General features: G+C 68.6%; 10 protein-coding genes. 3 read left to right on the top strand and 7 right to left on the bottom strand.

Translation table 11 applies throughout. From position 1 onward, the window contains the following. Positions 1–94: 94 nt before the first annotated feature. From FQ137_RS05750 to aceA, 5 genes are all read right to left on the bottom strand, one after another. Positions 95–1,303 carry a DUF445 domain-containing protein gene (locus FQ137_RS05750; RefSeq protein WP_149291547.1) on the bottom strand — a complete coding sequence of 403 codons (1,209 nt, stop codon included), beginning with the start codon at positions 1,301–1,303 and terminating at the stop codon, positions 95–97. An 89-nt stretch (positions 1,304–1,392) separates the two neighbouring features. Then, positions 1,393–1,701 (bottom strand): hypothetical protein, encoded by a 309-nt coding sequence (locus FQ137_RS05745; protein ID WP_149291546.1) that lies wholly within the window; start codon positions 1,699–1,701, stop codon positions 1,393–1,395. A 17-nt stretch (positions 1,702–1,718) separates the two neighbouring features. Then, the gene (metE, locus tag FQ137_RS05740) at positions 1,719–4,109 is read right to left on the bottom strand and encodes a 5-methyltetrahydropteroyltriglutamate--homocysteine S-methyltransferase (RefSeq protein ID WP_149291545.1); all 2,391 of its coding nucleotides are present in this window, start codon (positions 4,107–4,109) and stop codon (positions 1,719–1,721) included. A 4-nt stretch (positions 4,110–4,113) separates the two neighbouring features. Beyond that, positions 4,114–5,031: a 3-hydroxybutyryl-CoA dehydrogenase gene (locus FQ137_RS05735; RefSeq protein WP_149291544.1), complete on the bottom strand. Its 918-nt coding sequence runs from the start codon at positions 5,029–5,031 to the stop codon at positions 4,114–4,116. A 137-nt stretch (positions 5,032–5,168) separates the two neighbouring features. Beyond that, positions 5,169–6,458 (bottom strand): isocitrate lyase, encoded by a 1,290-nt coding sequence (gene aceA, locus FQ137_RS05730; protein WP_149291543.1) that lies wholly within the window; start codon positions 6,456–6,458, stop codon positions 5,169–5,171. Positions 6,459–6,652: 194 nt separating this feature from the next. Between aceA and ramB the strand changes: the two genes are divergently transcribed. From ramB to FQ137_RS05715, 3 genes are all read left to right on the top strand, one after another. Next, complete coding sequence (gene ramB, locus FQ137_RS05725) at positions 6,653–8,107, top strand: acetate metabolism transcriptional regulator RamB (RefSeq protein WP_149291542.1); 1,455 nt, start codon at positions 6,653–6,655, stop codon at positions 8,105–8,107. Positions 8,108–8,112: 5 nt separating this feature from the next. Beyond that, the gene (locus FQ137_RS05720) at positions 8,113–8,694 is read left to right on the top strand and encodes a carboxymuconolactone decarboxylase family protein (protein WP_149291541.1); all 582 of its coding nucleotides are present in this window, start codon (positions 8,113–8,115) and stop codon (positions 8,692–8,694) included. A gap of 451 nt (positions 8,695–9,145) precedes the next feature. Further along, positions 9,146–10,015: a DUF559 domain-containing protein gene (locus FQ137_RS05715; protein WP_255583665.1), complete on the top strand. Its 870-nt coding sequence runs from the start codon at positions 9,146–9,148 to the stop codon at positions 10,013–10,015. Positions 10,016–10,238: 223 nt separating this feature from the next. Here the strand turns inward: FQ137_RS05715 and FQ137_RS05705 are convergent, their stop codons facing one another. Both FQ137_RS05705 and FQ137_RS05700 read right to left on the bottom strand, forming a co-directional pair. Then, positions 10,239–12,731, bottom strand: a complete 2,493-nt coding sequence (locus FQ137_RS05705; RefSeq protein WP_149291539.1) for a glycoside hydrolase family 65 protein — start codon at positions 12,729–12,731, stop codon at positions 10,239–10,241. Further along, positions 12,728–13,456 carry an HAD family phosphatase gene (locus FQ137_RS05700; protein WP_149291538.1) on the bottom strand — a complete coding sequence of 243 codons (729 nt, stop codon included), beginning with the start codon at positions 13,454–13,456 and terminating at the stop codon, positions 12,728–12,730. The genes FQ137_RS05705 and FQ137_RS05700 overlap by 4 nt, the downstream gene beginning before the upstream one ends. Positions 13,457–13,653 lie beyond the last annotated feature (197 nt).

Below are 13,653 nucleotides of genomic sequence, written 5' to 3'. Positions count from 1 at the left end.
AACGCTAGCAAGGAGTGCTAGCTACAGCAAGCGCAATGTGCACAGTGATTGCGTGCAATGCATCACACTGGCGCGGGGCCGGCGGTCAGTCCACTCAGAAGATGAGCTCGGTGGAGATGTGGATGACGAGCCCCGCCAGGGCCCCCACGACCGTCCCGTTGATGCGAATGAACTGCAGGTCCTTGCCCGCGAGCAACTCGATCTTGTCGGAGGCCTCGTCGGCGTCCCACCGTTCAACGGTGTCGGAGATGATCGAGGTCACCTCGCCGGCATAGTTCTCGGCGACGTAGCGCGCGGTGCGGGTCATGTAGTCATCCATGCGGGCCCGCATCTTCTCATCGCCGACGAGCATGTCGGCCAGGCGGCCCAACAGGTCGTCGATCTTGACCCGCAGCGTGGACGAGGAATCCTCCGTGGCATCGATGATCATCCGCTTGGCGGCCGCCCATGCCGACCCGGCGGCGCGACGCACCTCGTCGCGGTTCATGACCTCCTGCTTGAAGGTCTCGAGCTTGGCCATCGTGGACGGGTCGTGTTGAAGGTCACGGGCGAAGTCTTCGACGAACCCGATCAGCGCGACCCGCACCGGATGCTGCTTGTCGACCTTGATCTGCCAGCTCCATTCGCGCAGCTCGCGGTAGGCGCGGTCGGAGAGCAGCTCGTTGACGAACTGGGGCGCCCAGGTGGGCGCCTTCTCGCGGACCCAGCGGTCGACGGTCTCCGGATTCGCCTCGACCCAGCCGTGCGCGCGGTCGGCCATGAGGTCCAGCAGCGGCAGGTGACGTCCCTCGTCGAGGAGCTCGGCGAGGATCCGCCCGGCCGGCGGGCCCCACTCGGGCTCGGCGATACGAGCGACGATGGTGCGTTCGATGATCGCGACGGCGTCGTCATCCCGCAGCACGGCGAGGACGGAGCGGATGGCCTTGGCTGCCTGGTCGGAGGCGAGCGCTCGGTGATCGTCCTCCGCCAACCACTCACCGGCACGTTCGGGGATGCGGGCGCTGCGGACCTTCTCGCTCACCATTTCGGGATCGAGGAAGTTCTCGCCGACGAACCCGCCGAGCGACGTACCCAGCTGGTCCTTCTTACGGCGGATGAGCGCGGTGTGCGGGATGGGGATGCCCAGCGGGTGTCGGAACAGGGCGGTCACGGCGAACCAGTCGGCCAGCCCGCCGACCATCCCCGCCTCGGCGGCGGCCCGGACGTAGCCCACCCACGGGTCGGCGCCGTTGTGCAGTGCGTATTGGGCGACCAGGTAGATCAGCCCGGCCACGACGAGGAACCCCGTCGCGACCATCTTCATGCGACGGAGGGCGGACCTCCGCTCGGCGTCGGTCGCCGGGTCGCCCGCCTTGAGGGCGGGCGTGCCGGCGTCGACGGCCGGGTCGACCGTCAGTGTGCGTCCTGACGGCCGTGCTTGCGGAAGCCGTACATGCAGACGAACAGACCGACGAGGAAGACGACGGCGGTCGCCACGACCGCGGCGACGGCCAGGCCCAGGGAGACCCCGGCGTTCTCGGTGTAGTAGCCGATGGCGGTGATGGGCAGCCCCAGCATCGTCATGCTCAGCAGGATGATGACCGAGCCCACGTAGATCTCGGTTGCGTACAGCGGGTAGGTGGGGGCGACCTCCGTCGCGTACTCCGGGTAGTACTCCTCGACGATGGCGGCACCAGTGTGCTCGAGCTTCTGACCGGCCATGATGTCGTCCTCTTTCGTCAACTACCGATCCCGGGCCCGTGGCCTGGGACTTGCTCGCCCCCCATCTTATTAGAACCGCGCCGGTCCGGGGCAACCGCCCGTCGGATCCGCCGCGCGGCGGTGACCAGATTGCGCAGGCTCGGCTCCAATTGCCAGGTGTAGCGGCTCTTGAGCCCTCCGTCGGGTACCGCCCACAGGCGCTCCACCCCGACCGCGTCCACCGCTGTGAGCAGTCGCTCGTGGAGTAAGTCGATGTCGGGCACGAACCCGGACCGCGACTCGTACACCCCGGGTGCGACCTGCCGGGTCAGGGTGTGGCCGGTGAGCGCGTCGAGCACCCACTCGATCGACCGCGTGGCGACGATCGCTGTGACGTCGGCGTCGAGCTCCTCGATCGCCTCCTGCATCACCTGCAGCGACGAGTACGTCATGTGGGTGTGGATCTGCGTGTCCGGGCGGGCCCCGGCAGAGGCGAGCAGGAAGGTACCCACGGCCCAGTCGAGGTAGGCGCGCCGGTCCGCGCCGCGGCGCGGCAGGAGTTCCCGGATGGCGGGTTCGTCGATCTGGATGATCGCCGTCCCCGCCGCCTCCAGGTCCGCCACCTCGTCGCGCACCACCAGCGCCAGTTGTGCGGCGACCTCGGGGAGCGCCAGGTCGGTGCGGCAGAACGACCGGGCCAGCATGGTGACCGGTCCGGTGACCATCCCCTTGACCGGGCGGTCGGTCAGCGACTGCGCGTACCCCGTCCACTCCACGGTCATCGGGGCGGGCCGGGCCACGTCGCCATACAGGATGGGCGGTCGCACGCAGCGGGAACCGTAGGACTGAACCCAGCCGCTGCGCGTGGCCGCGAACCCGTCGAGCAGTTCGGCGAAATACTGCACCATGTCGTTGCGCTCGACCTCGCCGTGCACCAGGACGTCCAGACCGATGTCCTCCTGCAGGCGGATCACCGAGGCGATCTCGGCGCGCAGGTAGTCGCAATACTTTGCGTAGTCGATCCGCCCGTCCGCCAAGTCCTTGCGGGCGCGCCGAATCTGCACGGTCTGCGGGAACGAGCCGAGGGTCGCGGTGGGCAGGGTGGGAAGACCGAGCCGCTCGGCCTGCCGGGCGGCCCGCTCGGAGTACGGTGCGCGGACCTTGTCGTTGTCGTCGATCCGGGCGGTCCGCGCCCGCACGTCCTCGCGGCGCGCACTGGGCAGTTCTGGTAGCCGGCGCCAGCGCGGCGAGACTCCGTCGACGAGACCGTGCGCCAGCGACACCACCTCGGCGACCTTCTGCTCCGCGAACGCCAGCGAGTCCGCGAGCTCCTCGGGCAGGTCGGGCTCGGCCACTACGTCGTACGGCACGTGCAGCAGCGTGCACGAGGTCGACACCACCACGTCATCGAACACGGTCCTCAGCTCGCGCAGGTAGTCCAGTGCGGCGAACTTGTCTGTGCGCCATACGTTCTGGCCGTCCACGACACCGGCGTACAGGCGCTTGCCGCGCAGCCCCGGCACGTCCGCGAGGTTGGCCGCCGACCGCCACCCGTGCACCAGGTCCAAGCCGATCGCCTCGATCCCGGTGGCCGCCAGGGCCGGCAGCGCATCGCCGAGGTCGCCGTACTCCCCCGCCACGAGGATCCGCGGCCGCGTCGCCGCCGCCGCCAGCCGGTCGTAGGCGCGGCGCAACGCCCCGATCTCGTCGGGCGTGCGTTCCATCGTCATGCACGGCTCGTTGAACTGCACGCACGTCACGCCGGCGTCGGCGAGCACGGTCAGCAGCGCCTCGTACTCGGCGAGCAGTCGGTCGAGCAGGTCGATCGGCCGGAAGCCCGGGGCGGCGGTGGCCGCGGCCTTGCTCAGCAGCAGTAGCGAGACCGGGCCGGTGACGACGGGACGGATCTCGAATCCCTGCTCGCGCGCCCGCGCCACCTCCGCGAGAAGCTGGTCCGGCCGCAGGCCCAGCTCGGACGCGTCGTCGAACTCGGGCTGGCGGTAGAGGTAGGAGGTGCCCTGGAGCGGGACCAGCTCGAGGGGGGAGACGTCGGCGCGGCCGCGGGCGAGCGCGAACACGGTGTCGACGGGGCTCAGGTCACGGGTGAGTTCGTGGAACCGCGCGGGGATCGCACCCATGAGCAGGGCGTCGTCGAGGATGTGATCGTAGAAGGAGAATGTGTTTCCGGGGATCTGGGTCAGCCCCTTGGCGCGCAAGTCGTGCCAGGTGGCGTCGCGGAGGCGACGGCCGGTGGCGAGCAGCTCGGCCCGGGTGCCGTCACCGTGCCAGTACCGTTCGAGGGCTCGTTTGAGCTCGCGTCGCGGTCCGATGCGCGGGTAGCCGAGGACCGACGAGGCGCGTGCGGGTTCCAGGTGCGGAAGCGGCGGGCGAGGTGACGACGGCGGCGGCGACGACGACGACGACGACATGATCTCAGCGGGCGGCGCGTGCCATCGCCCGCGGCGCGTCATAGCGGTAGAAGCCGTGGTCGGTTTTCGTGCCGAGCCTGCCCGCCTCGACCATTCGCAGGAGCAGCGGGGGCGGCGAGTACAGCGGCTCCTTGAATTCCGAGTACATCGAGTCGGCGATCGCCTTGATGGTGTCCAGCCCGACGAGGTCGGCGAGGGCGAGCGGACCCATCGGGTGTGCGCAGCCCAGGACCATGGCCTTGTCGATGTCCTCTGGGGTGGCGAACCCGGACTCGGCCATGCGGATCGCGGAGAGCAGGTACGGCACGAGCAGGGCGTTGACGACGGCCCCGGAGCGGTCGGCGGAGTGGACGACCTGTTTGCCGAGGACCTGTTCGGCGAACGCCTGCGCCCGCTCACGGATCGCGGCGCCGGTCTCCAGGGTGCTCACCAGTTCGACCAGCGGGAGCACGGGGACCGGGTTGAAGAAGTGCATGCCGATCACGCGCTCGGGCCTGACGGTGCAGGTGCCGAGCTTCATGATGGGGATAGAAGAGGTGTTGGAGGCCAGCACGGCGTCCGGGTCGGTGACGACCTCGTCGAGTTCGCGGAACACCGCGATCTTGGCATCCTCGTCCTCGACGATCGCCTCGATCACCAACTGACGGTCGGCGAAATCACCGAGGTCGGTGGTGAAACGCAGGCGTAGCGCGGCCTGCTCACGTTCACGTTCGGTGATCTTTCCGGAGGACACTCCCCTGTCGAGGGACTCGAGGATGCGGTTGCGCCCGGCGATGGTCAGCTCCCGGTTCGCCTCCCAGACGAGGACATCCACGTGGGCGCGGGCGCACACTTCGGCGATACCGGAGCCCATCTGCCCGGCGCCCACCACGCCGACGCGGGTGATCCGTACCGGATCGGTGGCGTCGCGGGAGCTGTTCATCTGCGCTGGGTCCTTCTCGAGGGGGATCTGTGGGGTGCCAGACACCACCGGGGGCCGGGCCGCCTCGTCGAGACGGCCGCGGCCCCCGGTGTGGTGAAGTGCCGTGCCTACGTCGATCTACTGCGATCGACCAGGGATCAGTGGAACTGACCCTCCTCGGTGGAGCCCTTCAGCGCCGCGGTGGACGTGTTGGGGTCGACCGTGGTGGCGATGAGGTCGAAGTAGCCGGCGCCAACCTCGCGCTGGTGCTTGACGGCGGTGAAGCCACGCTCCTCGGCAGCCTTGAACTCGCGCTCCTGCAGGTCGACGAACGCGCTCATCTGGTTGCGGGCGTAGCCGTAGGCCAGATCGAACATGCCGTAGTTGAGCGAGTGGAAGCCGGCCAGGGTGATGAACTGGAACTTGAAGCCCATCGCGCCGAGCTCCTTCTGGAACTTGGCGATGGTGTCGTCGTCCAGGTTCGCCTTCCAGTTGAAGGAGGGCGAGCAGTTGTAGGCCAGGAGCTGGTCCGGGTACTCGGCCTTGACGGCCTCGGCGAACTGCTTGGCGTACTCGAGATCCGGGGTACCGGTCTCCATCCAGATGAGGTCGGCGTACGGAGCGTAGGCCTTGGCGCGCTCGATGCAGGGCTCGATGCCGTTCTTGACGTTGTAAAAGCCCTCGGCGGTGCGCTCACCGGTGATGAACGGGCGGTCACGCTCGTCGACATCGGAGGTGATGAGGGTGGCGGCCTCGGCGTCGGTACGCGCGATGATGACCGACGGCACGTTCGCGACGTCGGACGCCAGGCGGGCCGAGGTCAGGGTGCGGATGTGCTGGTTGGTCGGGATGAGCACCTTGCCACCGAGGTGGCCGCACTTCTTCTCCGACGCGAGCTGATCCTCCCAGTGCACGCCGGCGGCGCCCGCGGCGATCATGGCCTTCTGCAGCTCGTAGGCGTTCAGGGCGCCACCGAAGCCGGCCTCGGCGTCGGCCACGATCGGGGCGAGCCAGTTCTCGACAGAGGTGTCACCCTCGATGCGGGCGATCTCGTCGGCGCGCAGCAGTGCGTTGTTGATGCGGCGGACGACGGTCGGGACCGAGTTGGCCGGGTACAGCGACTGGTCCGGGTAGGTGTGGCCCGAGAGGTTGGCGTCGCCGGCGACCTGCCAGCCGGAGAGGTAGACGGCCTCGAGGCCGGCCCGGATCTGCTGGACGGCCTGGTTGCCCGTCAGGGCGCCGAGGGAGTTGACGAAGTCCTTGTTGTTGACCTTGTCCCAGAGGATCTCCGCGCCACGACGGGCGAGGGTGTGCTCCTCGACGACGGTGCCCTGCAGCTGCGCGACCTGCTCGGCCGTGTAGTTGCGGGTGATGCCCTTCCAACGGGGGTTGGTGTCCCAGTCCTGCTGGATCTCTTCAGCGGTACGTGCCTTGCCGACGTTCGACATCGCGTCTCTTTTCTGTCTCGGGGGCGGGTCCGGATTCGCACTCTTGCGAGTTACGGCCCCTTACCCGCTTCAGGATGCCACACGACGGGCAACGCGTCTACCTGCGACAAGTGCGAACATGGCGAGTTTCTTTCCCTTCTTTGCAAAGTTTGCGAAGATTGTGGGGCACGCCACGGACTCAGGGGGGAAAGCCGATGACAGCCTCACATATGGGGGCGCGACTGCGTCGATTGCGCGAGGAGCACGGCCTGACCCAGGCCGCCTTCGCGCAATCGCTCGGCTTGTCGTCGTCGTACCTCAACCAACTCGAGAAGGACACCCGCCCCGTCACCTCCCGGGTCCTGGTGAAAATCTCCGAGATCTACGGCGTCGACTCCACGTTCTTCGCCTCCGACTCCGACACCCGGCTCATCGCAGCGGTCACGGAAGCCCTCACCGACACACAGCTCTCCGCCGAGGTGCCCGCCTCCGAGGTCGTCGACCTCGTGCGCGCACACCCCTCCCTCGCCCGCGCGTTCATGCTCCTGCACCAGCGCTACCGGAACTCCGCCGACCTGCTCGCTGCCCTCACCGAAACCCGCAACGTCCCCGAGACCACGGTCGACCGCTCGGTACTGTCCATGCCGCACGAAGAGGTACGCGACTACTTCTACCAACGGCAGAACTACATCGACTCCCTGGACACCGCCGCCGAGGACCTCACCACCCGCATCCGGCTCAACCGCGGCGACGTGCGCGCCGAACTCGAACACCGCCTCGCCGAAGCCCACGGTGTCCGCATCGCCCGCCGCGTCGACCTGCCCGACGGGCTGTGGCACCGCTTCTCCACCGAGGACCGCCGCCTCGACCTGTCCGCCCATCTCACGCCCGGACAGCAGGCGTTCCGCGTGGCCTCCGAGCTGGCCTTCCTCGAACACCGCGACCTACTCGACAGTCTCGTGGACGAGGGCTCGTTCACCTCCCCCGCCGCCGTCGCCCTGGCCCTGCGCGGCATGGCCAGCTACTTCGCCGCCGCCGTGCTCATGCCCTACCAGCGGTTCCTCGACACCGCCGAGGACTTCCGCTACGACGTCGAGCGGCTCATGGCCTTCCACGCCACCGGCTACGAGACCGTCTGCCACCGCCTGTCGACCCTCCAGCGACCGGGCGCGTCGGGGGTGCCGTTCAGCTTCGTCCGCGTGGACCGCGCCGGAAACATGTCCAAGCGCCAGTCCGCGTCCGGGTTCCACTTCACCACCTCCGGCGGTACGTGCCCCCTGTGGAACATCTACGAGTCGTTCTCGTTCCCGGGCAAGATCATGCGGCAGGTCGCGCAGATGCCCGACGGTCGCCTCCACCTGTGGGTCTCGCGGACCGTCACCACCCGGCCGATGCGCTTCGGCCAGCCACGTAAGACGTTCGCTATCGGCCTCGGCTGCGAGTCCCGCCACGCCCACCGGACCGTGTACGCGCAGGGACTGGACCTCGACGACGTCGACGCCGCCACCAAGATCGGCTCCGGTTGCCGCATGTGCGATCGCCCGGCCTGCCCGCAGCGGGCCTTCCCGCCGCTCAACCACGCACTCCGGGTGGACGCGCACCGGTCCTCACTCTCGCCCTACCTCCTCGACGAACCCGCCTCCCCCGGTGGGAAGTCCGGCCTACCCTGACGGCCATGAGCCAGTCTCACGACACCAGCCGCGGCGCCGACCCGGGCGGGCGGGCCCCCCGAATCAGGCCGGGCGGCTTCCGCGAACTCGGCCCGATCGGCTGGGTGGTCAACCGTCTCGGCGCGCGCGTCACCGGCACGCGGGACGTGCACCTGTTCGCCACCCTCGGTCGCGCCCGCCGACTCTTCCCCGCGTGGCTCGCCTACTCCGGGATGATGATGCCATTCGGCGTCCTCGACCGCCGCACCACCGAGTTGGTCATCCTCCGGGTCGCCCACCTGCGGGGTAGCAACTACGAGCGGGCCCATCACGAGCGGATCGGGGCGGCCGTGGGTCTCGACGACGACGAGATCACCCGCACCACCGCCGACCCCGCCACCGCCGGGTGGCCGAACCGGCTGCGGGTGCTGTTGACCGCCGTCGACGAGCTGGTGCAGGCCAAGGACGTCACGGACGACACCTGGGCAGAGCTGGCGTCGCACCTTAACCCGTCCGAGCTGGTGGGGCTGGTGCAATTGGTGGTGCAGTACGACGGTCTGGCCACGTCGCTGCAGGCGCTCCGGGTCCAGCCGGACCGCCCCCGCTGAACCGCGGCCCGCCGCACCCGCCGCGCCGCGCCCGCCGCGCCGCGACCGCCGCGCCCGCACGCTCTTCGACTTGCGTGTCCTCTTGGTACGGATTCCGGTCAGGTGCGCGCCCGGTTCGGACCACTCTGGAGGCGCACCTGCCGAAGACACCAGGTTCGGCGAGACTCATCGAACGCGCTCGTCCAGCCCGGCTCGGATGTCACGGGCTGCTCCGCCCCGTCCAGCAACGTCCACACTCCGACTTGCGCGTGCTCCCTGCACGGAAAATGCCCGGGTGCGCGTCCCCTCGTGACCACTCTCGGCGCGCACCTGGGTGCTACACCCGGGCAGACGAGGCGCGACCGTGAGACTGGTCGCTGATTTTCACACCTTGCCGAGCCCTCCACAGCCGAGTCGTCTCGCCACCCCGGTCGACGAGTGCGCACTTCCCACGCAACGCATGCTGAGACGCATGACGAGACGCTACCGAGGACCCCTGCACCCCGTGCTCTCCCACGCTCGACTCAGCACAGAGCTCGCCGCTCTGCCCCGGCGCCGCCGCGAGCGGGAGTTCATCAAGATCGCAGACGAGTTGTGGCTACCGGCCCGCCATCCGATCGACTTCGAGACACTCTCGGTCGCATATTCCCGCCTCTATCCGGATGCGGTACTCACCGGCTGGTCGGCGGCGGTCCTGCACGGCATCGCTCCTCCTGACGGCGCGGTGCCCGAACTGTGCGTCGGCCCCATTGGCAGGACCCGCAGCGGTCTCCGTGTGCGGCGGTACCGCATTCCTCCATCGGCGATCGAAGTTCGGCGAGGGGTCCGAGTCACCTCTCGTCGCCGGACTGCATTCGACCTCGCCCGATTCAGCGATCACCTGAGCGGGGTTTTGGCCGTCGAGGAGTTCTATCGGCGAGGATTCTCCCGGCGAGAGCTAGAGGAGGACGTCGCCGAGAGCAGCGGCGTATGGGGGGTCGCCCGCGCCAGACGAGTGCTTTCCGACGCCCATCCCAGAAGCGAGTCCCCGCGTGAGACGGAGACCCGGCTGCTCCTACGAGACGCAGGCTTCACGTCGTTCGTTCCCCAGGTCGAGGTGCGTGAACTCGGATACCGCCTCGACCTCGCCGATCCGGTGGCGAGAATTGCCGTCGAGTACGACGGCGCCCACCACGATGATCCCGCCCAGCAGTCCAAGGACAGATACCGACGCAACCGTCTGCAAGCGGCTGGATGGATCGTCATCGTGGTGGACCGGAAGATGCTCCGCCTCCAGCGCTATGAACTCGTGGAGCACGTTCGCGCGGCCTACGCGCGGCGGGCCGCAGGCTGGGCAGCATGAGACGGCGCCCTGCGACTTACGCGTGCTCTATGGTCCGAGCCCAGCGCGTACCCCGACCCGTACCGTGCAATCTGGGCGCGCAAGCCGGCGTGGGGGCGGCCGGCGTGGCGGCCGGCGTGGGGGCGGCCGGCGTTGGGGCGGCCGGCGTGGGGGCGGCCGGGGCCTGCGATGTGCGCAGGCCCCGGCTCGGCAGTCGCCGTACCGCGCCGTGGGCCCCGGCGGGTCAGCCGCGTTCGGCGCAGGACACGCAGACGCGGGCCCGGTCGTCGAGCTCGAAGGTCATCGTCTGACCCGCCGGCACGGTCACCGGACGCCCCTGCACCGTGCACTCGAAGTCCGCACCGTTGAGGTTCTCGATCGTGATCTCGGCGTGCGTACACCGGACCCGCACGTGCGTACCCCGGACCGTGAGCCGGAAGGTCAGTCCCGACCACTCCGCGGGCACCCGCGGGTCGAACGAGATGTCGCCGCGATAGTCGCGCATTCCGCCGAACCCACTGACCAGGGCGGACCACACCCCGCCGGCAGAGGCGACGTGGATCCCGTCGGCCGCGTTGCCGTGCACGTCGGCCAGATCCACCACGAGCGCCTTCTGGAAGTGCTCGAACGCCTCGTCGCAGTAGCCGATCTCGGCCGCGATGATCGACTGCACCACCGCAGAGAGGGTGGAGTCACCGGTCGTCAACGGGTCGTAGTACTCAAAGTTGGCCCGCTTCTCCTCTTCGGTGAATTCGTCGCCGCGCAGAAACATCGCCAGCACCACGTCGGCCTGTTTGAGCACCTGGTGCCGGTAGATCACCAGCGGGTGGAAGTGCAGCAGCAGCGGCCGCCGCGGGTCGTCGAGGTCCTGGTCCCAGACCTCCTTGGCGAGGAAGTCCTGGTCTTGCGGATGCACACCCAGTTCGGCATCAAAGGCGATCACCATGTTCTTGGCGGCGCGCTTCCACTCGGAGATCTCGTCGCCGCTCAGCTTGAGGCGGCGGCAGATGGCCTCCCACTGGCCGTCCCCCAGTTCGGCGATGCGTTTGCAGGCGATGGCTGCTGCCACGAGGTTGAATCGGGCCATCGCGTTGGTGAACAGATTGTTGTCCACGACGGTGGTGTACTCGTCGGGCCCGGTCACACCGTGAATGTGGAACATTCCGTCACCGTCGAAGAACCCCAGCGACACCCACATCCGCGCGGTCTCGACCAGCACGTCCACGCCCTCGCGGATCAAGAACTCATGGTCCTCAGTGGCCCACAGGTACTTGACCATGGCGTGCGCGATGTCCGCGTTGATGTGGTACTGGGCGGTGCCGGCTTCGTAGTAGGCCGATGCTTCCTCGCCGTTGATGGTGCGCCACGGATAGAGGGCGCCGTTGACGGACAGGTCCTTGGCCCGCTCGCGAGCCTTGTCAAGCATGTTGTAGCGGAAGCGCAGGGCATTCCGGGCGAACCGCGGCATCGTGTACGTCAGGAACGGCAGGACGTAGGTCTCGGTGTCCCAGAAGTAGTGTCCGGAGTAGCCGCTCCCGGTGACGCCCTTGGCGGCGATGCCGTTGTACTCGGCCCGGGCGGACGCCTGGGCCAACTGGAAGAGGTTGAAGCGGATGGCCTGCTGCGTCTCCGCCGGCCCCTCGACCTCGACGTCGGCACGGTCCCAGAAATGGTCGTACCAGTCCCGCTGGGTGCGGTGCAGCTCCTCGACCCCGCGCACACGGGCACGGCCCAGGGTGCGTGAGCACCGGTCGGCCAGTTCACCGGCGGGTACCACCTCGGAGGTGTGGTACGCGGCCAGCTTGGTCAGCGTGAGGACGCGGCCCGGGGTGACGTGCGCGTGGTAGACGACCGTGGACGAGTCGTCATCGATCTCGTGGCTCATCGCCACGTCGTCCTCGGTCTCCAGCAGGTGGTCCACGGCGACGGCGATCGTCATTCCCGAGTTGGCGCACCGGTAGCCGTGCACGTGGTAGCCGCGCTGGCATTCGGCGAGTTGGGATTCGAGCACGCGATGCTCGAGGCCCTCCGCACGGCGGGGGTCGAACCCCTGTTCCGGCGCGTCTTCCGCGGAACTGTATTCGTCCTCGCCGTCCTGCCTGTTGAGCACTTGCGAGGAGATCACGACGGGCGCGGGCTCGTCGGGGAGTTCGATCTCGTAGGTCATCACCGCGAGGTGCTTCTCCACCATCGACACCATCCGGCTGGAGCGGATGACGACCTTCTTGCCGGCGGGGGTACGCCACACGACCTCGCGACGCAGGATCCCGTCCCGGAAGTCGATGCTGCGCTCATAGTGCTCGAGGTCGGCCACACTCAGGCGGAGCGGTTCGTCGTCCACGTAGATGCGGATCGTCTTGGTGTCGGGGGCCTGGATCATGGTCTGGCCCTCGCGGGCGAGACCGTAGGCGTCCTCGGCGTGCTGGATGTGCCACGTCTCGTGGAAACCGTTGACAAAGGTGCCGTGCTGGGCGGAGTCGCGCCCCTCCTCGGGGTTGCCGCGCATACCCAGGTAGCCGTTGGCCACGGTGAACTGTGTCTCGGAGACCCCGAGCGGGGACGCCTTGGGTCGGGTCTCGACCCAGCGCCACGGATCGGCGGGGTGGGTGGAGCGGTTGATCTCCGGCACCTCGAGGTGGCTGCGGAGGTTGACGCCGTAGGTGGTGCGGATGTTCCCGGGTACGGACTGGCCGACGGTGTCGTGGACCGGTCCCCGCGAGAAGGGTGTACGGGTCACTGGTCGTCCTCCGCCCGTCCAGGGATGAGCTCGGCGAGGTCGACGACGACGACGTCGGCGCCTTCCGCGAGCAGGGTCTCGCGCCCGGCCCCGCGGTCCACGCCGACCACCCGGGCGAACCCGCCGGCGGCGCCGGCCTGCACGCCGGAGACGGCGTCCTCGATCACCACGCAGCGCTCTGCGGGCACGCCGAGCAATTCGGCGCCCCGCAGGTACGTGTCGGGGCGGGGCTTGCCGGGGAGACCTTCTGCGGCCGCGACCAGTCCGTCGACGATCACCTCGAAGCGGTTTCGCAGCCCAGCCGCGGTGAGCACTGCCTCCGCGTTCTTGGAGCTGGAGACCACGCACGAGGCGATGCCGGCGGCGTCCAGGGCGTCGAGGTAGGCGATCGATCCGGGGTAGGCCTCGATCCCCTCGTCGAGTAGCTCACGGAAGATGACGTTCTTGCGCAGACCGAGCCCGTGCACCGTGTCGGCGTCCGGGTCGTCGTCGTCGTTTCCCTCGGGCAGGGTGAGGCCACGCGCGGCGAGCATCGACGCGATGCCTTCGCCACGCGGTTTGCCATCGATATAGCGGAAGTAGTCCTCGTCCGAGTACGGGTCGATCCCGCGGGCGTCGAAGTACGTGGTGAACATCCGGTTCCACGCCTGCATGTGCTTCTCCGCCGTGGGGGTGATGACCCCGTCCAGATCGAAGAGCACGGCGTCCACACCGTCATGGTCCATATCGTTGTCCTAATTCCGGGTCGGGGTGCTCGGCTCGTAGGCCGATCGGGCTCGTCCGGTGCCGGACCAAGGTTAGACCGACACGGCGGTTTCTACCGCTTCGTGCCACCGCGGTTCCGCCCCCGACTCGGGTCCCCTACTCCCGGCTCCCGACTTCTCCGGCGTTCCCCGACCGTCCGCGGGGCCCGTTTCTCGAG

This window comes from Dietzia sp. ANT_WB102 (assembly GCF_008369165.1).
Classification (GTDB): domain Bacteria; phylum Actinomycetota; class Actinomycetes; order Mycobacteriales; family Mycobacteriaceae; genus Dietzia.
The sequence above is the reverse complement of the archived record's forward strand: the minus strand, read 5'-3'. Positions and strand labels throughout refer to the sequence as shown.